The sequence below is a fragment of the Roseiconus nitratireducens genome (genome assembly GCF_008629675.1).
GTDB classification, from domain to species: Bacteria; Planctomycetota; Planctomycetia; order Pirellulales; family Pirellulaceae; genus Stieleria; species Stieleria nitratireducens.
The window spans coordinates 1-26290 of record NZ_VWOX01000018.1 but is presented as its reverse complement, the minus strand read 5'-3'; the positions used below and the strand labels follow the sequence as shown (position 1 = coordinate 26290).

The 26290-nt window shown below is 56.1% G+C and carries 11 protein-coding genes; 5 read left to right on the top strand and 6 right to left on the bottom strand.

Translation table 11 applies throughout. The features are described 5' to 3' along the window. Positions 1-58: 58 nt before the first annotated feature. Entirely contained in the window at positions 59-1543 is a 1485-nt protein-coding gene (locus FYK55_RS23670) for a sulfatase (protein ID WP_150079107.1), read from the bottom strand. 354 nt (positions 1544-1897) lie between these two features. Between FYK55_RS23670 and FYK55_RS23665 the strand changes: the two genes are divergently transcribed. From FYK55_RS23665 to FYK55_RS23650, 5 genes are all read left to right on the top strand, one after another. Beyond that, positions 1898-9202, top strand: coding sequence for an FG-GAP-like repeat-containing protein (locus FYK55_RS23665; protein WP_161604708.1), 7305 nt, complete (start codon positions 1898-1900; stop codon positions 9200-9202). Between the two features lie 95 nt (positions 9203-9297). Beyond that, positions 9298-9468: a hypothetical protein gene (locus FYK55_RS29245; protein ID WP_161604707.1), complete on the top strand. Its 171-nt coding sequence runs from the start codon at positions 9298-9300 to the stop codon at positions 9466-9468. A gap of 112 nt (positions 9469-9580) precedes the next feature. Then, positions 9581-9886, top strand: coding sequence for a hypothetical protein (locus FYK55_RS23660; protein WP_161604706.1), 306 nt, complete (start codon positions 9581-9583; stop codon positions 9884-9886). Positions 9887-10295: 409 nt separating this feature from the next. After that, the gene (locus FYK55_RS23655) at positions 10296-10964 is read left to right on the top strand and encodes an ester cyclase (RefSeq protein ID WP_150079104.1); all 669 of its coding nucleotides are present in this window, start codon (positions 10296-10298) and stop codon (positions 10962-10964) included. 514 nt (positions 10965-11478) lie between these two features. Beyond that, on the top strand, positions 11479-21771 hold the full coding sequence (locus FYK55_RS23650; protein WP_150079103.1) for a PKD domain-containing protein: 10293 nt from the start codon (positions 11479-11481) through the stop codon (positions 21769-21771). A gap of 1086 nt (positions 21772-22857) precedes the next feature. On the opposite strand, the gene FYK55_RS23645 is transcribed toward FYK55_RS23650, so the two are convergent. From FYK55_RS23645 to FYK55_RS23625, 5 genes are all read right to left on the bottom strand, one after another. After that, the gene (locus tag FYK55_RS23645; RefSeq protein ID WP_150079102.1) at positions 22858-23436 is read right to left on the bottom strand and encodes a hypothetical protein; all 579 of its coding nucleotides are present in this window, start codon (positions 23434-23436) and stop codon (positions 22858-22860) included. Between the two features lie 122 nt (positions 23437-23558). Continuing rightward, the gene (locus tag FYK55_RS23640; RefSeq protein WP_150079101.1) at positions 23559-23999 is read right to left on the bottom strand and encodes a hypothetical protein; all 441 of its coding nucleotides are present in this window, start codon (positions 23997-23999) and stop codon (positions 23559-23561) included. A gap of 578 nt (positions 24000-24577) precedes the next feature. Continuing rightward, on the bottom strand, positions 24578-25072 hold the full coding sequence (locus FYK55_RS23635) for a hypothetical protein (RefSeq protein WP_150079100.1): 495 nt from the start codon (positions 25070-25072) through the stop codon (positions 24578-24580). Positions 25073-25188: 116 nt separating this feature from the next. After that, positions 25189-25674 carry an SMI1/KNR4 family protein gene (locus FYK55_RS23630; RefSeq protein WP_150079099.1) on the bottom strand — a complete coding sequence of 162 codons (486 nt, stop codon included), beginning with the start codon at positions 25672-25674 and terminating at the stop codon, positions 25189-25191. A 128-nt stretch (positions 25675-25802) separates the two neighbouring features. Next, complete coding sequence (locus FYK55_RS23625; RefSeq protein ID WP_150079098.1) at positions 25803-26258, bottom strand: hypothetical protein; 456 nt, start codon at positions 26256-26258, stop codon at positions 25803-25805. Positions 26259-26290 lie beyond the last annotated feature (32 nt).

Genomic DNA, 26290 nt, shown 5'->3' with positions numbered 1-26290 from the left:
GATTTCATCGGGGGCTGATTCTCTTGGTTGGAGAAGGTGGGGATCTCGAGGGCTCCGGTCAACTTCCGTGCCCCGCGGCGGGCACGGCGGATCGCCAACCGCCTTCCAATACGCCGGCTAGTTCTTCCATCGCTTTTGAATATGTCGCCTGGCCGGCGACGTTCTTCGATTCGTGTGGATCGGCATCGTGGTCGTAAAGTTCGCGAGCCAGGACATCATCGGTTCCCCACCGACGCCACTCCACATACCGGTACCGGTCCGTTCGAACGGCATATCCCATGATGGCGCCGTGGCCTCGATGCCGGCTGCCGCTAACGGCGCGAGGAAACTGGCTGAACGCGGCACGCTTCCAGCGTCGGTCGGGATCGTTCAACAGAGCTTTGAAGCTGAGCCCTTCGACTCCGGACGGTGCTTCCAAGCCGCACACGTCTGCCAACGTCGGAAAGACATCGACGAACTCGACCAGAGCACCGGTCCGAGTGCCGACCCGAGCCTGCCCCGGAAGGGAGACGATCAACGGAACACGCGTGGAAAGTTCGTAATTATTCGCTTTCGTCCACAGACCCTGTTCCCCAAGATGATACCCATGATCTCCCCACAAGACGATGACCGTATCCTCCTCCAGTTCCAACTCAGTCAATTGGTTCAACAACTTTCCGACCAAGGCATCCACGTAGCTCACGCAGGCGTAGTATCCGTGTCGGAGTTCCCGAATCTTGTCGATTGAAAGCTTGCCGTCATCGGGAACGTCGGTGTAGCCTTCCAACTCCTGCCAGCTGCGTGTAGCCAGTTCGGGGGCATTGCGAGGATGCTTCTCGACAATCGGCAACGGGATGCGTTCGCGGTCGTACAGATCCCAATACTTTTTCGGCGCACAGAAAGGAAGATGCGGCTTCCGAAAACCCACGGCCAAGAAAAACGGCTGGTGTTGCTGTCCCAGCTTTTGCAGCGTTTCAACGGCTTCGTCGCAAACCATTCCGTCCAGATACGTCGCATCGGAAACCTCTGCGGCTTCGACCGCTGACCGTTTCAGTCCTTTCCCTTTCAAATTGCGGGGCAGTGCGTACCTGGTTTCCGGATCGCGAACGCGATCGAATCGGGCGGGGACGGACCATGACGGCGGGTCAAGTGAGGGCTTTCCGCTACCGTGATAGATCTTGCCCAAACTTTGCGTCCAATAGCCTTGGTTTTTGAAGTGCTGGGGCAGGGTCACAACATCGGGCAAAGATTCGCGAAAATGGGTGCTCAAGTCCCAAACGCGAATCGTGTCGGGGCGACGCCCGGTCAGGAGCGACAACCGCGATGGACTACAAACGGCCTGCTGGCAATACGCACGATCGAAGACCGTGCCGCGAGCAGCCAATCGATCGATGTTCGGTGTCACCGCGATGGAATCGCCGTAGCACCCCAGTGCCGGCCGCAAATCATCGAAGGCAATGAACAGCACGTTGGGTCGTTTGGACTCTTCGGCACGAACATTCGCGGCGAAGCCACAAAGGAGCGTCAACAGCGACGTGACGACGAGTACAAACGATTCTTTCATGACCTGCCTCTCCAAGCAATCTGCCGTCCGGATTGGAAATCCTTTTGCGGGAATGAAACCCCTAACCATACCGCGAAAAGCCGTACCTCGCGGCGACGTGAAGTGCGAACCGGCTTGCTGAACCGCACAGCATCCCGGGTGGGCTACAATCAGTAGCCCGGGAGGGATTCTTCTCGTGACCACCAGCAGACCGGCGACAAAGAGCATCGACCTTCGATGAAGACATCCTTCCATTGCGGTCGACGAATCGGTCGACCTTGGCATCGGCCTTTTTCGCTGTTTGCAGAGCGACCCAGCCCACTCGTAGATCGCCCCACCGCGAAGCGTCCCCAACGTCGCGGGCGGAAAGTGCGCATGGAGAAACTCGAAGCCCGACTGGTGCTCGCTCAACTGATCGATCTTGGTGGACTGAGATTCTCGGCGGATTCTTTCTCCACGACTCAAGACGGATACGAGACCAGCGGAGGGCAAGTGCTGATTGGGTTCACGCCATCCAGCCAAGCGGAAGACTTTCGCGGTTTGATGGTGGTCGACTTGGACGCGGTGGGAGGCGACGGTGAGTTGCAGCTTCACACCAGCGACCTGACCTTTTCGATTGACGGTGGCGCGATCGACCTGATTTCACAAAGGAACAACCGGCGGGTCTGGGAAAGCGCACTCTTTGAGAGCTTTCCCATCCTCAGCCTGACGACCACGGACGGCGTGCCGCTCGCCGACGGTGATGCCCAACCGATCAACGTCGCCAGCTTTGACTTTACTGCCAACAACCTGCAACTCATCAACCCGGATGGCGGTGATACGAACGATTCGGAGTCCCACCTCCGCGGCGTATTTGACTTCAACGCCGTGTTGGGAGATCTCACCACGGAACTCCCGAAGGTCACTGTAGCCGGGAAGGATTATGTCTCCATCAGTCCGGATATTTCGCCCACGCTTAGCGGGGCGGAGTTCGATGTGTCTCTTTACAGCGGAAATGTGAAAAGCCTGCCTGTGAACGGATCCCTCATCGTTACCTACGAGACGGATGCACAGCAAAACGACCTTTGGAAGTTCGAGGGCAGTATTAGCGTTTCCAGCCAGCCTCAAGACAACAGCAACCAACGGGGCCTCGCATCAGTAGCCGCCGACGTGGGCATCGCACTGAAGAACACCGACTTTGACGGAATCACGTTCGGCATTTCTGGATCATTCAATCTGTTCGCCGCAACGCTAAAAACGTCGGACACCAATCCCCTGACGTTTGAATACAACTTTTCCGAAGAGAGGTACGAGTTGACCGGTGGGTTAACGCTGTTGGTTGATGGAAACACCGTTGATATGAATTTGGGCTACGAGACCGAGCCCGACTTACCCGGGATCGTGATCGAGCAGGGCGTCGTCCAAACAATCAACGCCATCGTCACGACAGATTTCGAATTTTTTGGAGTGGAATTCACGACAACGCCGGGGGGCATCACCTTTCAATACGACCGCGATTCAGAACAGTATGTGATGTTTGGCGGGATGCAACTGGTCGATCATTCCACCAAGAACCCGGTCTTTGCACTTCAGATGGGTACCAGTTCGTCTGACGCCGGACTGCGGATTCAAGACGGCAGCCTGAAACAAATCGAGGCAGCGATCACCAGCAATGCGTTCAAGGCGGGACCGCTGACCTGGCGAGTCGCCGACGCGGGATTCAAATGGACCAAAGACACGGACAATAGCGATGTCTTCATCGTGTCCGGGTCCTTGTTTCTGCAAGAGATTTGGCAGGTCGCGGTAACGCTTGGCGATGGCGTCACCGGCGACAATTCTGGATTGAAGTACTCGTCCGGGGGCTTCGAACTGGATGGTTTTGAAGTGGTTCTCAAAAATGTCAACGTCGGCTTTCTGACGTTTGAAGAATTGCTGGTCGGCTATCAGAAGGACATCAATACGGGCGATTTTGATGTCGACCTTGCCGGCGACCTGTTCTTTCCGGAAACCGGCAAATCATTTGCTGCGGCGATGGTTTTTGACACCGACAAAGAAGCGATCACGTCCGTTTCCATCGGAATGGACTTTGGAAACCAGCCGGTCGCTTTGGGATCCAGCGGGATGTTTTTGACCGCATTCGATGTCGCCGTACAGAATCCGAATTCGCCCTCTTCGTTTCAGATCACCGGTGATGTCGCCGTCATCTACGGAGAACAGCTGAAACTTGCGGGTCAGGACGTCACGATCATTGCCGGGGTTGGCACCGTCACGGTGACCCGAGACGAATTCGTCCTGGGCGCCGATATCTATTGGGGCGCTCAGCAAGATGGAACGACCTCCGATCAGTTCCCGGAGTACAAGGGCGTGCTCGGCTCAGGCAGCGGCACGCTGACACTTGACTGGGGAAACAAAGACTACGAATTGGACGTCAACGTCAAAATGTACAAGGGGGCGTTCGATGTCTCCGGCTCGTTCCAGTTCGACGGAACCGGTTCGAATTACTTCATCTACTTTCGCGCCGATGCGAAGGTGAGTGTACCGAGCGGGATCCCGTTCATCGGCGGAAAAGAACTCGCGGATTTTCATTTTGTCTTTGACTACCACAGCAAGGATCAGGTCACCGGAGAACCGGTGGGATATGTTGCCGCCTGGACAAAACTGAATTTCCTCGTGACCAAGAAGGATGTCGGATTCCTGTTCGACATCAACGATTCCGGCGCTTCGAATCCCAAGTCGATTGGCAAACACGCCATCAAAGAAATCAAGGATGGCGATTACGGACCGGACACGAAGCTCTACACCTATTCCAAATCATTCCAGGTACCCACGGGCGCCTCGGTCACGGAATTTCAAGTCCAATGGCCAGAAGCCAAAGGAACACAGTATGTCGCCTACGAGTTTGTGGCGACGGGTGACGGGCATGACGACAAGAACATCGTCCAGCAATCCGACTTTGGCAAAGGCAATAACGCAACCTTGGTCACAAACAGCACCGACGCACCAACCTCAACGCTGCTGACACAAATCACTGACCCCCAATTGGAAAGTGCTGGGACCTATTACTACTACCTGTACAGCACTGAAAAGTTCAGCGACCCAGACACTCAGCTCGATTGGCAGTTCACTTATTCCATTCCCAGCCCCGTCGCCAGCCTTGCCAGCGAGCTTCCGTCCGGCTACTTCACCGACCCCAGCATCGGCGTCGACATCTACCATGAAGTTGGTCCGGGATTGGCCAGCCAAACGACCGTGACGCTGTACGCCGACACGGACAACCAGGGCTACGACGGGTTCAAGGTCAACTCGTTTATCCCCAGCAGTGACAAGGCAACCTACGATGGACTGCCGTGGAACCTGACGAATTTGCCGCTTGGAAAATACTACCTGTACGTCAGCATCCATGACGGCGAGAACCCGACAACCTATTCGGACTATTCCACCCAGGCCAGTTTCCAGCCCACGGGGCCGATCAGCGGGTTTGTACAAGATGCGATCAACGGCAACGTCGGCGTCCCGGGTGTCAAGCTGTACTTGGATGTCGACTCTGACGGTTCCTTCGATCCATCCACCGAGGCTTCCTGGACCACCAACGGTGATGGCTATTACCGCTTCGACTACGCCGATGCCGCTCGTTCGGTGGCGTTGCAAAACGGCGACGAATATCCGATCGGACTGGTCACCAGCGAAGGCATTGCACTGAAAGATGCGAGCCAGTCCAACCCCAGATCGATCCTGTCACCCGACTTGTTCGGGGATGACACCACTTTCGGATTGCAAATCAACTCCTCGATCGCCGGAACGGTGTTCAACGACGCGAACCAGAATGGAGTCCTCGATCCGGAAGAAAAAGGAGCTCAAGGCTGGACGGTTTACGTCGACCTGAACCAAAACGGAGAGCTGGACGTCACGGATCCTTCGGCGGTCAGTGCCAGCGATGGCGCCTATCGAATCTTTGACCTCGAACCGAACACAACCTATTCGCTCCGGCTTTTTCAGGATTCCGACAGCCAAGCTGACTTTCTGACAACTTCTCCCACCTCCCAAACTCTGATGACACCGGCGGGGAATTTCAAACTCGTTTCGGATCAAGATTTTGGTGTACTTCAATTCGCCAGCGTCAGTGGGACGGTCGACAACTACGATTTGAAGTCGGACGGAAGCCTGAACACGGATACATCACCGCCGCCAGCCAACTGGGAAGTTCGATTGCTAGCCGCCGACGGGTCCCAAGTGGCGACCACGTACGCCAGTACCGACGACGGCAGTTTTCATTTCGACAATGTCACGCCTGGAACTTACTCCATCAATCAAGCGGGCCAGGCCGATTGGCTTCAGGTCTCGCCCGTCACGGCAAATACCCCCGCATTCACACACACTTTCTACGCCGCCGGCGACTCGCCCACCACAATCGCTCAGGCCGACTTTGACCAGGACGGCGATCTGGATCTCGCGACGGTCGCTCCCGAAAAAGAGGCGGGAACGGTCAGTTTTTTCTTGAATGACGGTGCAGGCAAATTCACCAAGTCAAGCCAAACCGCGAGTGTCAAATTCAATGACGGCCAAGCCTGGAACCTGCAGGTGATCCATGGTCTACCCGGTGCCACCGGGCCGAGTCTGGCGGTCATCAGCGGCAAGGGATGGGTCAGCCTTCTGAAGAACACGACGGCGAAAGGAGGGGGATTGAGCTTTGCCGCGACGAACAGTTACGTGCACTTCATCCATGCCGACACGATGCACGGCGTCACGGCGGGCGACTTTGACGAAGACGGCATCACCGATCTCGCGGGGTCTCATTCGGGAACCAGCGGAAACCCCAATCGTTTCGATGTGTTGCTCCTCAAGGACGGCACCCGCGTGGACGGCAAGCACTACGACGTTCCTGGCCAGCTTGTCGCCGCCGACATGAATGGCGACGGGCATCAGGATTTGGTCCTCAATTCCGATAACAGCGAGCACAATTTCAATGTCGCCTATGGCGACGGAACCGGAGCCTTTTCCAACATCACCACCTGGGCGCTCAACGGCGGGGCCAACAATTTCAGCCTCTCAAGCGATCACGGACCCGTGGCGGTATCCGATTTCAATGCCGACGGACTGCTGGACATTGCCTTCGGCACCGGGGGAGATTTTGGAATGGCCTTCTTCACCCAGACACCCGAAGCCGGCTTCTTCTTTTTGGAAGCGATTGCGATTGAGACTGTCGGCCTATCGGTTGATCGGATCCAGGGCCAACTGTATCCCAATCCGGTGGTGCTGACCGGTGATCCAGATCTGGAAATATTCGAATTCGTGGATGATGCAACCGAGGTCCCGGCACCGATCTCGACGTTCGCGGATGCTGAGTCGCCCGCTGCATTGAACGTGGTTGACGTCAACAACGACGGACTACCCGACTTGCTGGTCGTCGACCAATCGAAGGGAGGCGTTTGGGTCTATCTCAACACGACCCCGCGGACCGAAGCCATCTCCCTGACAGCCGGCGCCGGCCAGAACCTTGGCAATCTGACCTTCACCAATTACCAGACGGCGCAGGTTACCGGTGTCACTTACGACGACACGGACTTCAGTGGTACCCGCCAAGGCTTCGAGTCAGGCTTGAAAGACATCCGGGTCTACGTGGACGACAACGGCAACGGAACATTCGACACTGGCGAACCATTCACCTGGTCAAATGCAACCGGCGCGTATGCGTTCAACAATCTGCCCGATGGTCGACACCAAATCCGCGTCGAACGTCCCGATGGATTCCTGGTCACCTCGCCTTCGAGCAGCAGCCACGAGATTGTGATCGAGAATGGAGTCGTCGTGGATGTTGCCGATGCGACATTCGACTTCGGAATGACCGCCGGCATTCATTTGTCCCGATACACCGATTCGGTTGACGAGGGAAACGAATGGACGTTGCGGCGGAACGGTGCGTACTTGGAATTGATCGACAATCAGACGGGGGGCCTGCTCTCCCAGCACCGACTTGAACGCATGCATCAGGCCACCATCTACACGTCGAATTTCGCCCCTGATTCTCTGACGATTGACTTTCAATTCGGCGGCGAGTTTGCGTTGCCACGGGGAATCCTGGTCGACGGGGGGCGTGACGGTCTGGCCGGCCAGAGCGTCCTGCGATTCCTCGGATCCGACGAAGATGACATCGTTCAGATCTCCGAGACGCAAGCGACGATCAATGATGATTTAGTCATCAGCTGGACGGACAACCTTGGCAGCGTGATCTTCAAAACGGGGGGAGGGAACGACGTCTTCAACGTTTCGGGGACGCCGCTGTCGGTGAATCACATCGAGTTGGACGGCGGCTCAGGGGATGACGTTTACCATCTGGCCGTCGAGAACGTGCTCCTGCGGATCACCGATCAATCCGGTGACAACCTTCTGGACTTTAGCGAAGCGATTGCACCGGTGTCGATCGATCTGGCTTTGCAGACTGGGCAGGTTCAGGCGGTCGGCGCTGGGAACAATCAACTCAGCTTTTATGGCAAAGTTTCCTCGCTGATCGGAACCCCTTTCGCGGACACCCTTCGCGGCAGTGATTTGGACGATTACATCCAGGGCCTGGCGGGCAACGATTTCGTCAATGGTCGTGAAGGAGACGACCTGCTCTTCGGCGGGACCGGTCGCGACATCCTTTTGGGCGGAGAGGGACACGACGGCTTGCAAGGTGACGACGACGCAGACGTGCTGGTCGGCGGCGAGGGGCAAGATTCGCTCAATGGAGGCAGCGACCAGGATGTCTTGATGGGTGGAGACGGCGACGATCAACTTCGCGGCGGCAGCGGCGACGACTGGCTTGACGGCGGCCGGGGTAATGACCAGCTAACGGGCGTCGATCCCGATTCACTTCACCCCGGACGCGGTGAACGCGATTCCTTCCTTGGCGGTCCTGGAATGGACCTGTTCGTGCTTGGCGATGCTCAGGGAGCGTACTACGTCAGCTCCCAGGAAGGCTTTTTGCAAGGCGCGACGGATTTCGCACGATTGCTGGATTTCCATGCCCCCGATGCGATCCAACTTGTTGGTGATCAAAGCCAGTACGACTTGGAACCCCTGCTTCGATTCAGTTGGGAAACCGGACTGTATTTCCAGGCATCGAACGATTGGGAATTGATCGCCACCGTCCTCGGTGTGCGCTGGCAGGATCCCCAGTTGCGATCCAATCGGTTTCGATATGTCCCGTCCGAACTTCCCCCGTTAAGCACGCGTCACCTGGATACCAATGATGACGGAGTGGTATCGACTCGCGATGCGTTGGTAGTCATCAATGCGATCGCCCGCAGCGATGGTTCGTTGGCCGATTTTCCTCAAGGCGACTCAACACGCAACGATGTCAATGGCGACGGCACGACCACCCCGCGAGACGCGTTGATCATTTTGAATCATCTTGCCAAATCTCAGCTCGGCATCGGACTCCTGTCCCTGCCGCTGCTACCGGCAGGTTTGACGCCAATGGCCAGCCAGTCGATGGCGACCAAAGAGGTCCTCCTGGAAAGCGTTGAATTGCTAGAGGAAGTGATCGACGAGTTCGACTTCGCCCCCCAGCCAAATCGTCTGGCAGTGCACGGCGAATTTGCCGATGGCGAACCACCGGGTCACGAATTGGTTTTCCGGTTGTGGGAGTTGGGTCGGCCCGCCCCGCACGCTCCCTTGCTCGCCGATGAATTGCTGGGACTACTCGCTGAAGAGCGAGGCTAACTCCTCGCCGCAAGACACGGCGACAGATCAAAGGACCGGCGAGTTCAACGAGCCGCATGGCCGCACGAGAAACTCATCCATCAAGGCGAAGACGCATGAATCCCTACACGCCGCCAAGCTCCAGCAATCTGGATCGCGAAGACGTCGGCAGCGCTGACCGACGTCATCGTCTGAAGCCGACGCCAATGGAATGGATCGTGGTCCTGGTGATTGCAGGCATGGTTGCGGGAGCGACGAATCAGCTCCTCAGCGGCATCCGATTCTGACGAAACATTCGCCGGTGCGGATGGAGCAGCCGTTGCAAGCTTTCATCGCGATGAATTGTTCGAGCAGCGTGCCAAGAAATCCACCGATCCGGCGACAATCGGGCCGCAGTTCATGGCAGTCGCCTTGGCAACGTATTTCAGCAGCAGCCAACTTGCCGGAACGGTCGCGACCAGTAGCGGATTCAACGTGAGCACCACCGGTATCGGAACGCGAGTGGTGAATGCTGGCTCATGCGGAGCCGCGTTTGATGTGGAGGACGACGCGGAGCTGAGCGTTGTGCAATTGGTGCAAGCCACAAACGCGATGACGGATGAAATGGACGCAACCGATGGCTTCGCCTATATTTATAATTTCGACGGAAATAGTGGCTTGAAAGACATTGCGATTGAGTTGCGTTTCCTGGCCGACAAGTTGTAGAGTCTGATCCATGGAGAAGGGGCGCTCCAGTTCGGGATTGGTCGTTCCGTGGAACCGCAAGGTGAGATGTCAATGGAGAAAGGCCGGGCCTTGGCGGGACACAATCGCGTTCGCCAATGCGATTACAGTTATTGTTTTCGACGCAACAGGGGAGATGCGGCTATGCAGGAAAAACAGAGCGTCGCGTCGTGTTCGTTGGGGATACGTACTCCACATCGCGACGGACGTTGGTTCGCGTACACGGGAGCAAGTTCGATGCCTAGTGCCCGGTCCATCGCCCGGCAGGAATCTTTTGGGAAACGAACGCAGGACTGATTTAGAAGCGATTTGCGCATCCGCCCTCGTTGTGTTGGTGTTTGGGAAAGATCATTGGCAGGATATTGCAGCACACGTTAGATAGAGCCACGCCATGGATATGAAAGCGTCTGATAGTAGCCGAGGATTACCGGTAGACGGTAAGGCTTTGAAGAACCGCAGGATGCGACTGGGGCTTACACAGGAAGCGGCTGCGAAACTTGCCGGATACAGTGACCGGGTGATCCGAAAGCTGGAGCGGGGAGGGCCGGTCCTGATGGAAACGCTTGACAACGTGGTCGAAGCCTATAACGGCAAAGATCCGGTGGTCGCTCTTCCGGCTTCGGCTTACCTGTTCGTTCAACCTGACACCGATCTCGAGGCGTTTTGCCGTCGCTGGTTTGACGGTGTCTACAATCAGCGCGACCTGGCGATCATTGACGAGATGATGGCCGAGGATGTTCAGATCGATTCCGAAGGCGAGGTTCGCCACGGTCGTGACACCATTCGCAACCGCGTGTCCCATGTGCTCTCGGCGTTCAATCCACTGACAATCACGGTGGAGAGCATAATCACTCAGGGGAATACGTTTGCGGTGAATTGGAGTGTCCGCAAAAAGCACGTCGGTGAGTTTTTGGGGCTGGCCGCGACGGGGCGCTGGATAGAGGTCAAGGGAACCTCTCAGGCGACGGTGCAAAACGGTCAAATTGTTTCGGTTCGAGATCACTGGGACATTGATAACTGCCTTCGGCAAATCAGCGGCGACAGTTCGCGGCCCGTCTAGCCAACTGGATCGACGGAAAGCCCCAATCGAGTGAACTCGCATCATCGCGGACCTTCCTTTTCACTCCCGGCCGTCTTTCTCTTTCTACCGTCTGAACGTTTCAGCTAACGACCGGAAGCGCCCCGGGGGAAAGTGCGGCGAGCGTCTTGCGTGTCGTTAGGCATCTGCGGCGATCTCCTGGCGAAAACCAGTGACTTTAGCCATTGCGTCATCGCAGAGTGCCATGCGTTCGGAGGGTTGCCACGCCAATATTTGTGCGGCGGGCACGACTCCAAAATCCGGCGGGAGCGGCAAGGAGCCAAGTGGGTTCGGCCGTGATCTGGAGGACGGAATCAACTCGCTTTTCTCATCTGCGTTCCGGTTGCGTTCCTGGACAACCGAATGCCATCTGGATAGGGTTGCCAGATGTCCCTCTATGGAAGGGTGCCGATTTTGGCATTCACTCAAAGTTGGGGGGCCTGAGGAGTGGAATTCTCCTGCCTGTATCGCAGTTCCCAACATCTAAAGCCGATTCATGTCCAGATTTCGCCGCAAGAAGCGTCCCGCCAAGCCCACCGCCCGCCGCCAAACCCCTAACCGCCGCCGAGCCCTACGAACGGAACTGCTGGAAGATCGACGTTTGTTGGCTGGAAATATCTATGCCTATATGGTGGGCGGTAATGGCGGACCAAAGCCGTTGGGCGATTACGGTGGGGCCGTTACCGACTTTCTATATCAGAAAGCGGTCGAGTTAGGCGTTGGATACAAGCGAGAGATAAGCGACTGGAATGACTTCGACAGAGTGGGAAATAAACCCGGACCTGGTTGGGGTATCGGCAATACCTTTGAGACTGCGCTTGGCGTGCCTGATACAGACTTTTATCTGCGCCATGACCTCCTTGCGGACATGCAAGACAAACGGATCAAAGATGAAGATTTTGTCGTTCTTTTTGGTTATAGCCTCGGCGGCGAAGCCGTCTTGAAGGCTGCCAGGCAGGCACACGGACTCGGTATCGAAATCGACGTGCTTGGAACGATTGATCCGGTGTCGGGAGGGGCGGGATACGATCAAAGCATACGAGCTACGGAAGTTGGACGCCGCTGGCCGATCCGATCGTACAATCCACTCGACAACGTGCTGTACTTCTTCAATCGCTGGCAAACGGTTTATCCCTATCCGTTAGATGTTGCAAATGGGCAGGTCGACGTTGCTGATCCCAGTGCGACGATCAGCGATCAGGGTGAACGCAACCGACTGATGAATGGCGATCTCTCTGGTCGCAAGCGGAGTTGTCAAGGCTTTGATTATTTGGCAAACAACTGCACCACCTACCTGCTCGAGCAAGACACCACTCGGGCGATGACGCATCTCGAGATCCGAACCGATCCCGGGATCAACACAGAAGCGCTGAACGCGGTGCGTGCCATGTTTGAATCGCAAACGGCGGTCCCCGAACTGGACGTGCGCCTGGACGGGCAAAGTGTTTCTGGGCACGTGATACAGTCTGACGGTCAGTCACAGGTGATTTCATGGTCGGCTCAGGGATCTGGACTCAAAAATGTCACGTACTCCTTGCGGAAAGTCGGCGTCGCAACACCCATCGCCAGCAATTCCTCCTCCGGAAGCGGTTCCATATCGTTCGATGATCTGGGCGTGGGAACTTATCAATTCGAAATCACTGGCCATGCATTCAACTCCGTAACGCGGTCGCTGACCGTGCAAGTGCAAGACGATGACGTTGCCAACCCAACCGTAACTCTTGGTGGATCGAGAGGGACGATCGATGACCAAACCGTTCGCGAGTTCACCTGGTCGGTTTCTGATTCATCCGGCGTCATTAACTCGGCAACGACTGTTTCGGGGCCTTCAGGTAACTTATTGAACTCATCTGATCTCGCCGGCGAATTCTCGCTCAATCAATACGGTCCCGGGTATTATCAAATTCGTGTGACGGCTACCGACGCGGATTCGGACTGGAATGGCGACCGGCGCACCACGGCGCTGACGACGCGTTCCGTGCGAGTGATCGATGACGATGTCGTCCCTCCCCGGATTACATTTTTCGATCGCTTGGGCGAGCCACTGCTGGGGACCTCCACCAGCGAAAGCCACGGATTGGACAACACCATTGCCTGGTCCGTCACCGATGCGTCTGGACTTAGTTCCGTTCATGCAACCTTACGGCGAGACGGTGACATCGTGAAGTCACTTGCGGTTGCCGGCGCCGGTTCGATCAGCCTCGACGAGTTCGGCATCGGTCAATTCGAGCTCACCCTCTCAGCCGCCGACGGCGATGCCGATGGCTGGCTGGGAGACACTCTGACGGCAAGTTCTCAAGCGTATCTGTCCGTCACCAACGAAGCTCCCGAGGTCTTTGTTGGTGGACCTTACGCGATTGACGAAGGTGGGTTACTTGGCCTGAACGCCGTCGGGACGGATGCGGATCTGGGCGACACCGAAACGTTAACTTACAGTTGGGACCTGGATAACGACGGCTTATTCGGGGAAGCCGTCGCTGCGGCTCCGGTGTTGACCTGGGAATCACTCAAGCAGTTTGGCATGACGGATGACGGCAGCTATCCGGTCGTCGTTCGAGTGGAGGATACATTCGGCGAACAGGCATACTCATCGACATTGGTGACAGTCAACAACTCGCCGCCGTCGATCGTTAATATCCATGCTCCGCCGACAACGACTGAAAATTCGCTCATAACCTTGACCGGATCTTTCACGGACCCAGGGCCCGACGACACGCACACGGTCACGGTGGATTGGGGCGACGGATCGACCAGCGAAGCCGTCGTGGATTCCACAAGCCGCACCTTCACGGCACAACACTCCTACAGCGATGATCAACCCACCGCGACCGCAGCTGACGACTACATCGTCGAGGTCACCGTCGTCGACGATGACGGGGACGCCAACCGCAAGGAATCTCGCGAATGGACGGTGGAGACCACGGGCAATGGCGGAATCGATCTGCCCTCGTTTCCTCTCAGCCTGCCCGAAGGTGTCAGCGGCCGACTCGAAGCAGCGCGTGTGGTGGCGGATCCTCTTCCGGTGGACACAGATTCGGCTCCAGGCCAAGCATTCAATCATCGGCACCTCATCGACTATCCGGTGAGTGGACCGTTTGATCTGGATTCCGCTTGGACTGACGACGCATCTGCAGCGGGAAACCACAGTCATACCTTCAACCTTCCATCTCAGTCGAAGACATTCAATGGCACCGCGCTGACAACCTATTTCCAGCAGTCGACTGATCAAAGATTTTCCATGTCAAGCCGTTCGACGGAACCGAACACGAGCGGCCTGCCGACGGCGCATAACCATTCGACCGGCGACGTGAACTTCACGACGACGACAGCATTCACCTATCGGCCAACCGCCAGCGCAGCCACTGTGTTGACCAGCAATCTGGTCCGCAATCCAGGCGGTGAGAATCATTTGGCTGACTGGAAGATTTGGAGGGGAAATCCAACTTGGGGGCACTACGGCGACCCCGGAGGATTCCCCACCCAATCGGAAAGTTGCGGCAGTTCCTGTGGAACCCATTTCTTCTACGGAGGCGACTCAGACTTTTCCTGGCTCTATCAGGAGTTTTCAATACCGAGCAGCCTTCATGCGAAAGTAGACCGCGGAGACATCATCATTGACCTGTCGGCATACCTCGGAGGATTTAGCAATCAAGACGATTTTGCCGAAGTTCAACTTGCCTATCGCAAAAGCTCCGGCGGTTTGACACCGTTTACGACCATGCAAGGTCCGATCGCAGCTCAGCGAAGTAATCGAACTCGCCTTCTGTTCCGTCAACGCTACGTAACCGTACCAGCAGGGGCCAGATCCATTGAGGTCAACCTGCGTTTCCATCGCAATGGAGGCACAACAAATGATGGATATGCGGACAACGTGAGTTTGCGATTGCGAGACGCAAGCCCCAGGACAACGATTGTCCAGAGAACCGGAACAAACGAATACATCCTCCCACGATTCAACGGTTCCCTCGGTACATTGCTAGAAGCCGCCGTTACTCTCGACGCCGGCAACGAGACCACGGCATTGGCCGATGGCGGTCAGTTCATGCATGATCACCAGGTATCGTTGACGGCCGGTCCGTTCGACTTTGCGGCGGTCACGACAAGTCTTGGAGCGGCAACGCAAAGTCACACGCACGAGACCGTTTTCTCCCCCGTGGAGGTCGAGTTCATTGAGGAAGCGGATCTCTATGACTTCTTCTTGCAGGAGCAAAACGTTCTCCTTCCTCATGATGCGGTCACCTCCTCCCCAACCTTTAGCCATTCCCACAATCTTGAACTCGGCGCGGTGCCCATCCACGCGTCGACCACCTTTACCTACGACGTCAGCAGCACGATCGTCCGTGTACGCAACAGCAACCCGGAGATCGCGAGCCTGGAAGTTCAGGGATCATCGATCGAGAACCAAATCGTACAGCTGAGCGGTCAATTCACAGACCTGGGGTCGGAGGACACCCATCGCGTTCAGATCGACTGGGGAAATGGTTTGACAGACGAAATCGCGATTGCACCGGGCAACCGCAGCTTCACGGCCAGCCACCGTTACGCAGACGATGATCCGACCGGCACCGATGGCGACACGTACACCATCACTGTTCGCCTGGAGGACGACGATACAGGGGTGGTTGTCACGACGCGTGATTTGCGGGTCGATAATTTGCCGGCAAATGTTTCTCCGCTTGCATCGTTCACGGTAAACGAGGGAGAGATGTTCACTCTGCCCCCGGTACGATTTGAAGACGACGGACACAGAGACACACACGTGGCCACGGTTGATTGGGGTAACGGGACAACCGCGAATGCAACGGTAACGGAACAGGCTGGATCGGGATTGGTTTCCACCAACTATGCCTATCCCGACGACGGTGTTTTTGACGTTACCGTCATCGTGACCGACGATGATGGCGCCAGCAGTCAAACCACCGCCACCGTGACGGTTGAGAATGTCCCACCAATCATTCAGACGCTTCACGGTCAGCTTTCGGGTGCCGAGGGAGCGAGCCTAACGTTCACCGCCGCCGCGATCGATCCGGGCAACGACACGCTGACATATACCTGGGACTTCGGTGATGGTACCGCTCCTGTGAACGGTGTCGACCTGACCTCCGTCGATCACCTCTACGTTGGTGATGGAGTCTACACGGTCAAACTGACTGTGACCGATGGTGATGATGGCGTGGCAGAGGGCGCATTAACCGTCAGCGTCACTGACGTCGCCGCACGCATGCTGGTCTCCGGTTCGGACACCGTCGATGAGGGGGCCGCTTACTCGTTGACTTTGGGAGAAATCGTGGATCCGGGCAATGATCCAATTCAAGGGATCCGGGTCGATTGGGGCGACGGGCAAAGCGACACATATCCCGGCTCCGGTGTCGTCGAGCACCTTTACGGCGACGGAGATCAATCATTTGAAATCGCGGTCACATTGATCGAACTCGACGGCAATGAGCTGGCAATCGCCAGTCTGCCGGTGATCATCACCAACGCAGATCCGGAAATCACGTCACTCGTCGGTCCCGCATCTGCCTCGGAGGGCGATAACATCACGATGTCAGCGGCGGCTACGGATCCGGGCCAGGACCCGCTGACCTATCTTTGGGACTTTGGCGATGGCACTCCCCCCGTGTCGGACGTCGACCTGACCGATCCAATTCACACGTTCGCCGATAACGGAACCTACGTCGTCATGCTGACCGTCACCGACGGAGACGGTGGAAGCTCAACGAGCAGCACGATCATCGCAGTGGACAACGTTGCGCCGTCCGCCTTCATCGCCGGGCCGGCGGATACGAATGAAGGTGCCGTCTATGAACTGCAACTCAACGGAATGTCCGACCCCGGCAATGACACCGTATCGCAAGTGATGATCAACTGGGGAGACGGCACCACGGAGTTGTACGATGCCTCGGTTAACTTGAGCCATCGTTACGCTGAAGGACCAGCGACGCACACGATTAGCGCAACGCTGGTCGATGAAGATGGCCGACACATGCTACAGAGTACCGTCGATGTTGACGTGTTTAATGTAACGCCGGAAATTGTCGAGATCATTGTTGACCCGAACGGTGTCGAATCTGAACCACTGTCGTTTGCTGCCGAGACGGTCGACCCCGCTGGACCGTTCGATGTCGTGACCTACACATGGGATTTTGGTGATGGCAGCGCTCCGATCTCGGGGATCAATCTGAGCAACGTCTCCCACACTTTCACCGATGACGGACTATACACCGGCACCTTGACGGTCATCGACGAGGACGGAGGCCAGTCATCACAGACTTTCAATATCGACGTTGCCAATCAGCAACCACAGGTCGAGATCGCAGGCGTTCCGCAGGTTAGAGAGGGTGATGGATACACCCTCGTGCTTGGGCCCATTACGGACGCCGGAAATGACATGGTCACAGACTTCGTCGTTGACTGGGGAGACGGTTCGGAGAGCACTTATGCCATTGGCGAAGTGCCTGTTCATACCTACGGTGATGGCCCGGCCGATCTGATGGTGAGCGTAAGCCTAATCGATGAGGATGGGTTGCATGCGGCGGTTGCGCAGAGACCGGTCACCGTGACCAATCAGTCGCCTACAGTGAGCAGTCTTTCAGGGGACCAGTCCGGTTACGAAGGAGAGACTTTCAGCTTCATTGCCGCGGCGGCTGATCCTGGTGCGGCAGATGTTCCGCTCATGTTTATCTGGGACTTCGGCGACGGCACTGCCCCGGTATCCGGTTCCGGCCTGACAAGCGTGGAGCATGATTTCACGGATGATGGTAACTTCCTTGTCACGCTTACGGTTGCGGACGATGACGGCGGCAGCGCGACAAGTCAGCTATTGGTGAGCGTGGCCAACGTCGCGCCAGTCGTCAACATTCAAGGTGTGAGCAGGTCCGATGAAGGTGAGCGGGTCGTTCTGGACCTTGGCAACGTTACGGATCAAGGGGCGGATTCCATCACGGAATGGATCGTGGAGTGGGGCGATGGTGAAGTCCGCACGTACGCCGTGAACGATGAAGTCTCGTACATTTACGCCGATGGTGATGCCACCCAATCCATCGTTGTTCACGCCGAGGACGAAGATGGTTTCCACTTTTCTGTCGGTTCGCATTCCATTGACATTCTGAACGCGGCGCCACAAGTGACACTCGTCACCAACGCCCCGCAAATCATCGGGCAGGGCAGTCAGGCCGAGCTGGCTGGATCGTTAACCGATGCGGGCTCGCTCGACACCCATCAAGCAGTCATCAATTGGGGAGATGGACGCACCACACTGCTGCCCAATCTTACCGATCGTGCATTTTCGGCGAGTATCCCCTATGACACTCCAGGAATCTACAACGCCACCGTCACGATAACCGACAATGATGGAGACGGTGCGACCGCTGCCATCGAAATTGACGTTCGCCCCGAGATTCAGCTTTTGCCTATCCGTAGCGGCAGCGAAACCTCCGGTCATGCATCCATCTTTGAAGTATCGATTGCTCGGCCCGTCGAAGAAGATATCGAAGTCTCCTACTTACTCGGCGGCACTGCGACGCCTGGTGAGGACTATGTTTCACCGACTGCATCATCAATCGTGATCCCCGCCGGTGAGACCAAGACATTGTTTGAACTTCCAACTGTCGACGATACAGATGTCGAAGGCTTGGAAAGCATCCTGCTGGAACTCGTTTCAGTCTTGCGAGCACCGGCGGCGGTAAGACTCTCAACAAACCGAACGGAAATTCTGACGTTGCGGGATAATGATCCAGACAATGATTTGGATGGCATCTCTGAGTTAGAGGAGTCGGAAGCGCCGAACAGCGGCGATGGGAACTTCGATGGAGTTCCGGATAGCCAACAAAACCATGTTGCGAGTCTCCGCAATTCGGTCGATGCTCGGTACGTGACCTTGGTCGCCGAACCAGGGACTCAGCTGAGTGGGGTAATCCCCACTGGTGACTTCCCAGCCAACGCACCGAACGAGGCCGAGTTCCCGTTCGGCATGGTGGAGTTTACCGTTACAGGGATTAGTGCCGGGGCGGCTACGACGGTCGAACTCTTGCTCCCGCCCGGGACAAAACCAACGAGTTTCTTCAAGTACGGCCCGACAGCCGATAATCCGACAGCCCACTGGTACGATTTCGCTTACGATTCGGCAACGGAGATCGGGGCAGTCTTCGACAACGATCGCGTGACCTTACACTTTGTCGATGGCCAGCGTGGAGACGCGGACTTGATTGCCAATGGCGCAATCACGGATCCGGGAGCGGTTGCGGTTGCGATCGGTACGAGCCCCGTGATTTCTGCGGGAGGTCCGTACGTCGTCCAACAGGGTGATACGATCCAACTTCGAGCGGAGCAACTCTCGGGCCTGCCCGAGAGTTTTGCCGAGCGTCAGTGGGATTGGGACCTAAGCTACGACGGCCTCGTTTTCCAACCTGAGTTGATCGGCCAGAGCATTTCCTACTCAAGCCAAAATGCAACCAATACGACCGTTGCGGTTCGACTGACCGCCCTTGGTGGAGAGAGCTTCCTGGCGACGGGCTCACTGTCGGTGTTGAATCTGGCTCCCAATGCAGTGAATGACTTTACTTCGACGACCGAAAACGAAATTGTGGACGTCGATTTGCTTGCCAATGATACGGATCCTGGAGACGACCTGGTATCCGTCCAGTCCGATTCCCTAACGTTCATCTCCGCCAGCGTGCGAGACGAACCGATCACGCTGGACAACTCTAGCTGGAATCTAGATGGTGGCACGCTCACATTTGATCCCGGTACTGATTTTGATTTCTTGTCTGCCGCGGAAGTCGCGGAAGTGATTTTCGAGTATCAAATCCAAGACGCGTCGGCCGTGCCGTTGACAGATTCAGGGACGATTCAGATCACCGTCCAAGGTGAAAACGACGCGCCGCTGTTGGTTGAAGGAAACCCGATCATTGTGGGTGACGCGGAAAGTTTTCGGTTCTTTACGGTAAGCGATTTTGTCGGCAGCAAAGCTGCTGTGGGTGAACCTGCCACGATCGTTGACGCGGACGCGAATGCGATTGAAGCAATCATGTTGGCTGGTGCCGTCGGCTTACAGAGCGTTTCGTACTCACTCGATGGCGGAGAGACCTTCGTGCCGGTCGATTTGTCCCTCTTGTCTCTCGAATCCGCTCTCCCGCTGCTGCCTGACACAGTGATTTCGGTGCAGCCCGCTGATGGATCGCACGAACTGGGATCTTTGCAGTACTTACCGTGGGATGCTTCATTCGGATCGCCTGGCCAACCCCTAGATGGGGCCCTTTTACAAGCCGTCGGTTTACTCGGCCCGGAAGTCGGTAAAGTGACGCTGGCCTTTGCTGACGCCTGGACACCTGCGGACGTTCTGGAAGGTCACCCATTCAGTGGAACTATCGTCCTACCAGAAACCGCTTGGTCAAGTGTCGCAGCTCAAATAGGAATTGAATGGACGTCGGACGAACAGTCGATTTCAGTGTCGCCGCAACCGTTGCCGCACACGTATCCCGATGGCCCTCACACCTATCAGGTAAATCCCTTTGTGATCGACTCAACAGGGGTCAGGTGGGACTTGGGCTCGAGGACCATCAGTGTCAGCAACGTCGATCCGACGGCCGATGATAACCTGTTTCGTGTGGTGGAAAATTCTGCGGTGGGTACGTCGGTGGGATTTGTTTCGGCGACGGATCCGGGCGAGGATACGTTGACATTCACGATCACCGGTGGCCGCGGGGCGTCTGCGTTTGCGGTCGATCCGGACTCCGGCGAAATCACGGTGGCGAACACCTCCCAGCTGGACTTCGAAACGACCACCACGTTTGACTTGGAAGTGACGGTCAGCGACGACGATGGCGGCTCGGACACCGCGGACATTCAGATCGACTTGATCAATCTGGCCAGCATCTCCGGCGTGGTCTTCGTGGACGCGGATCAAAGCGGAACGTTTGATGCCAATGAACCTGGCATTGACGGTGTAACGGTTGAACTGCGTGACGCATACGGGAATGCCATCTTGGATCCGCATGGCAATGCAATTAGCGAGCTGACAAGCGATGGCGGTTTGTATCTGTTCGAGGACCTGGAGCCCGGCACCTATCAGTTGCATCAGATTCAGCCCACGGGCGTCGCCGATGGCGCGGAGATGCTTGGTTCGCTTGGCGGCGTAGATTTGGGGAATGACACCCTGCAGCTGACAGTCGCGGATGTTGATGCGTTCGATTACACCTTTTCTGAGATCGGTTCGGAGGTGACATCCGGCGATACCGCGGGAATCGGATTCTGGCAAAGCCGGCACGGCCAGGAGCTGATCGCCAGCGGCGGGGAGCAACTGGCGGTCTGGTTGACAGAGAACTTTGGCAATGTCTTTGGCGATTCGTTGGCCGGTGCGGATGGAGCGGCCGTTGCAAGCTTCTATCGCGATGAATTGTTCAAGCAGCGTGCCAAGAAGTCCACTGGTCCGGCAAAAGTCGAGGCGCAGTTCATGGCGGTCGCCTTGGCAACGTATTTCACCAGCAGCCAACTTGCTGGCACGCTCGCGACCAGCTACGGATTTAACGTGAGCACCACCGGCATCGGAACCCGAGTGGTGAATGTCGGCTCAAGCGGAGCCGCATTTGATGTGGAGAACGACACGGAGCTGACCGTACTGCAATTGCTGCAAGCCACAAACGCAATGACGGATGAAATGGATGCAACCGCTGGATTTGCTTACATCTACGATTCCGATGGCGATGGTGACTTGGAGGACCTTGAGGTGGAATTGCGGCTTCTGGCCAATGAGTTATTCGGTCTGATCAATGGTGCGGATGACAACTAGGAACACGTGGTGCAAAACCAGAGACGTCCCGACGGGCCTGTCCCGTGTGGCCGGTGGGCGATATTTCACGCCACCGCGGGAGTTTTTTTCTCGGCGAGCCTATCTCGAGTTCGAGCAAGCCTTCTGGCGAAATCGCGGAAGCAATGGAATCACCGGTTTTGCCGTGTTCGCGCATCCGTTGGCGAGGTCCTACACATTTGGTCCGGCTACTCTTAGAGTTGCGATGGATCGTCCACTACTAAATCGCTGCACGCTTCAATTTGGTATCCAATGAGTGACCCGGGAAGTGGGAGTTTCGACCAACCAATTCCTGGCAATGGCGTTGGCGGACTAGGTCGCCAGCAGGACGTAATACTTGGCGAAGCTCGGCGGCGAATCATGCTGGCCGAGATAGAAAAAGCGTCCATCGAGCTAGACGCGGGCCTGCCCCGAGACGTGGTACTGATACCAGGGGGACGAAGACTTTTTGCGCGGCATTTGCCACCTCCAAGTTCAATTTCTGGTAGTTAGTACCAGAAACGGTCTGGAAGGGGGCCGCACAGCCTTTGGCTGGCAACGCTCACAAGAGCGATCCGACCGCTAATTTGCGGGACGAAACGAGTTACCGTTTCAATGGGCGATACAGAATTCGAATCTGTGACCTCTACGATGTCAACGCGGAGCGTGCAGGCTGTAGGACATGCGAAGACGCAGGATTCTCAGTCAAAAACGCACTTCACGGCTCCATTCATCACATCTGTTCTACACGCATCTTTGTCAAAAGGGTACAGAAAAAGGGTACGCCACAAACCCTAGCAGATACTGGACAGTTTGCATTTTTAAACTGTCCCACCACAATGCTACCTTTGACTAGTGTGACGAGGCGTCCATTAGTGGCCCCTCTTTTGAGCCACCTCGCGACAACTGGCTATGCTTTAAGGCCGGCGTTTCAGCGAATACATCGAATTCACCGCCCCAGCTCCGTTTCAGCCAAACCCTTACAGCCTGCCATCCGGATAACGCTACAAATCACCGAGTCGCCGCGGACGACCTGACCACAGAAACAAACCCAACTCGGCGACTTCGGTGCATTTGATTGTTACCCCATCAATCTTCTCTGGCGTCGGCGCCGGGCTCCGTCACAGTGACGACAAGGTAGAACTCATCCTCTCCGCTTAACCCAGCAATCAACTTAGGCTTTCCGAGTTCATAGAAGTTCGTAGTCTGAACAACTCTCGATTCTCCGGTGGAGACGCCGGCTGAATTGTTGACGAAGCCCGAAGCGTGATAGTCTAAATCCATCACTGCTCCACTGGATTGTCGCTCCGCTCGAAAATCGACGATTAGCTTGGGCGGCGAAGTGCGCGTATCGGTCTTTCCCCGCTCTCCCGACGTGATTGAATTGGAGTTCACGTCTCCGGTAATGAGCAGGTGCGTTTGAGCGGAATTGCACGTAGACAGTCGGATCGTCCGGCTTGGCTCCCAATCGCCACTGAGCAGTTCCTTCAATACAGAATCTGGCGTCGCCTCTGGTGACGGATCAAGCTCCACGTGGTACTCGGACACTGTCACAGACAGTATCGAGACGGGGCTTTCGGCTGGTGATTCGCCCTGGAGCTTCGATGCCGCGGAACAGAGGATCGCGAGCGAAAACGCAATCGCAGGAAACATAGAGCTTGCGGACATCGCAAACCTCGTTGGGGTAATGACAGGGTTCAGCGGGGCCGCGCAAACGACTCTCCACTTCAAAAACGTCAATTCGCGGCCTCCGTTGCACCCCATGGTTATGGCATTTATCCATCGGCTGCCTACGGGGCGGCATCTAGCAATGTATCTTTAACAGCGGTCAGTCGCTCGATTGAGTCTGGCGAATCAACAAGCGTCAATCCGCTTTGATCCAAATCTCTAATTTGAAATTCGTATTCCGGTACACTCGTTAGCTTTCCAAAGAACCGCTTCACAGTTCCTTGGGATAGGTAGATAAATTTAACTGTTTGGCCGTCCGATTCCCACTCAAAGTAGCGAATGGGCGAATTCTTCTTGCCCGCGTTTCGTGAACGCGCGGTTCCATCACTACGAAACTGAAAGTGCTTACCATCTTCCGTAGCCCAGGTGCCAACCAGCTGGTTCGCCGGAGAAGCTCCGGTTCCTTTCCTACCACTGGAGTTAAAAGCAATTAGTGAGGCAAATCCTGCAACGACCAAGCATATCAAAGCGACTGCTAGCGTTCTGCGTTTTGAGGTAAACATGAACGGGCGAAGAAAGCGGAAAATGTGCCATGACGTTGCCGATCACCCGGTCCGCGCGGTTGATCTTCCATTTTCGAAACGCCCCGACTCGCGGACTCGGGTGCATCGGATGGTTCGTCGACGGTCTCGCTTGGTTTCGGCCAGTGCTGATTTCGGCGGCGGGTGTTCCGTCGACGTCATCGTACCGGCTAGCGACGGTCATGTGGGGCGAACCATTCGTCGGCGTTGGCTACGGTGCTGAATGCCTGCAGTTGCGTTCAACGGTCATCATCGAGCCGGCTAGTGATAGCACCGTGGGACGATACATCCGTCGGCGTTGGTTACGCGAGTCGGAACCTGTCATGGCCAGCAGATGTGACTTCTGGTTTGAGCCGCATCGCGCCAGTCCGCTTCCACTCAATTCCGCGTTGGACGGCAGAACTGATTTGGCGGCTCGCTTTGGTCGTCACCGTCTACAGTTCGAGGCCGCATGCAATACTCTGCTCTGATTATCCGACGAACGCTACGCGTCACCGGGTACGCGGAGTGTGGCTAGTGTTCAAATCGGGCTGGTTCGCGTACTCCGGTGCACGCGATTGTTACCCGCCGATTGGACGCGCAATCAGGAGTTGTAGCGTGGGTCGGCCATCTGCACGCATGATGACGACGGTTTCTGGGTTAAGTGCCGCAGCAAGTTGAGGGTGAATCGAAGCACCTGAGGGCAGAAGCAGGACAACCGGGTTTTTCTTCAGCCGAGATCTCACGGTATCGAGATCAATTGATTCTCCGTCGACAGATTGGAACCGAAGTTGATGTGTACCGAAGCGTACAAGTTTTGACTGAAGCAACGCGACGTCTTGGGTGCGATTGGCTAAGTCTGGTCGTGAGCGTTGTGATTCAACATGATAGCTCGCTTCAACGGTCGTAAAGTAGAGCTTTGCGCCAGTAAGGATTGTCTCGCGACCATTATCAGCTGGTTCGATGGTTACATTCACAATCGTCTCCGGAGATGTGAACGCATCTTCCGCAGATGCTAATCCTGTTGCAATGCTGCACAGCGTGGCCATCGCGACTAGCAGAGTGTTGCGAATCATCTAAGTCTCCATTTCAATGCGGGTAACGGTGGCGATCACGGGGCCGCCGGATTGGACCTGAAGTTATCGAAACACTCAACTCGGCGGCTCCCGTGCATCGCGTGGTTCCCCGCCCTCTATGGCTCCAAGAATTCGGCGATTGAACACTCAAACGATCGAAAGAAATCGTCCGGTTCTTGATCAGCTTTGTAGCGGTACAGTTCGTGCATAAACATGTGGAGACCGTCAGCTAGCTTGCCGTCCACGTCATAAAGGTAACCAATCGAGTCGCCATTGACCAAATCGATAAAGGGAAGAAACCGTTCCGATAGGCTTTTGTGTGTACCGGCGATACCACTGCGTTGTGCGTGGACAAACTCAGGCAGTTCGGATGTCGGCACGATGAACCACGGGGAAAGCAAGCAATCTTCATCCATCTTCAGCCCATACCCATCCACGCTCCGATAAAGATCCTTGAGTTCGGCTGGCAACGGGATTCCAATTTTGTCCTGAACATCATCGAGGCGGTCAATTGTTGCTGAGCCGCCGAAGATCGGTTCGTAACCGGAATCCGCTTGGGCGACGGCGTGATGTCGCGACAATAAACTCAGCCAGTCTGTCATCGTGGGAAAAATGGTACTTATCGGGGAACGTTACGGATCACGTGGTCGCCGCGAACGATCAACCACTTCAATAGACTTAACTCGGCGACTCACGTGCATCCGATGGTTCCCCGAATCGCCGCGGCCCGTTAACCATCAAATGGATCACGATCAGTGGAAAGGCTGGTCAACCGGGCGTCAAACGCGGCAGGGTCGTGAGACCGCAAGTCGTCGGCAAACACCGTCGGTAGAATTGTGACCGCAACCTCACGATCTCCAAGTGTATCAGTCGCGACGTACACTTTCACCTCGTCGCCGATCACCGCGTCGACCGCGAGCAGAGCGTTAAAAACATCTTCCTGGCAAATCATCGTCTTGAACGTGCTACTGCGGCCGGCGCATTCGAAACGCGGTGTCGCCCATTCGTTTGGAGGTGCGGTATCAGTAACTGTGAGGGGGCTGCCGGAAAGAAACTCGTTTAACGCACGAACCAATTCGTCGAACTTTGCCTCGCCAAAGAGATAAAACATCTCTGCGTCGTCGATCGCGTCTTCAGCTTCGTCGTCGTCTGCGGCCACGAATTCGCGAAAAAGCTCGAGGTTCATAGTTGCGGCTTCAATGCTTCAGTCGGGGAACG

Excerpts from the sequence above, each read along its gene's own strand:
- FYK55_RS29245 (WP_161604707.1), top strand. The coding sequence starts at position 9,298 with ATGAATCCCTACACGCCGCCAAGCTCCAGCAATCTGGATCGCGAAGAC.
- FYK55_RS23660 (WP_161604706.1), top strand. The coding sequence starts at position 9,581 with ATGGCAGTCGCCTTGGCAACGTATTTCAGCAGCAGCCAACTTGCCGGA.
- FYK55_RS23645 (WP_150079102.1), bottom strand. The coding sequence starts at position 23,436 with ATGTCCGCAAGCTCTATGTTTCCTGCGATTGCGTTTTCGCTCGCGATC.
- FYK55_RS23635 (WP_150079100.1), bottom strand. The coding sequence starts at position 25,072 with ATGATTCGCAACACTCTGCTAGTCGCGATGGCCACGCTGTGCAGCATT.
- FYK55_RS23670 (WP_150079107.1), bottom strand. The coding sequence starts at position 1,543 with ATGAAAGAATCGTTTGTACTCGTCGTCACGTCGCTGTTGACGCTCCTT.
- FYK55_RS23665 (WP_161604708.1), top strand. The coding sequence starts at position 1,898 with ATGGAGAAACTCGAAGCCCGACTGGTGCTCGCTCAACTGATCGATCTT.
- FYK55_RS23650 (WP_150079103.1), top strand. The coding sequence starts at position 11,479 with ATGTCCAGATTTCGCCGCAAGAAGCGTCCCGCCAAGCCCACCGCCCGC.
- FYK55_RS23625 (WP_150079098.1), bottom strand. The coding sequence starts at position 26,258 with ATGAACCTCGAGCTTTTTCGCGAATTCGTGGCCGCAGACGACGACGAA.
- FYK55_RS23630 (WP_150079099.1), bottom strand. The coding sequence starts at position 25,674 with ATGACAGACTGGCTGAGTTTATTGTCGCGACATCACGCCGTCGCCCAA.
- FYK55_RS23640 (WP_150079101.1), bottom strand. The coding sequence starts at position 23,999 with ATGTTTACCTCAAAACGCAGAACGCTAGCAGTCGCTTTGATATGCTTG.
- FYK55_RS23655 (WP_150079104.1), top strand. The coding sequence starts at position 10,296 with ATGGATATGAAAGCGTCTGATAGTAGCCGAGGATTACCGGTAGACGGT.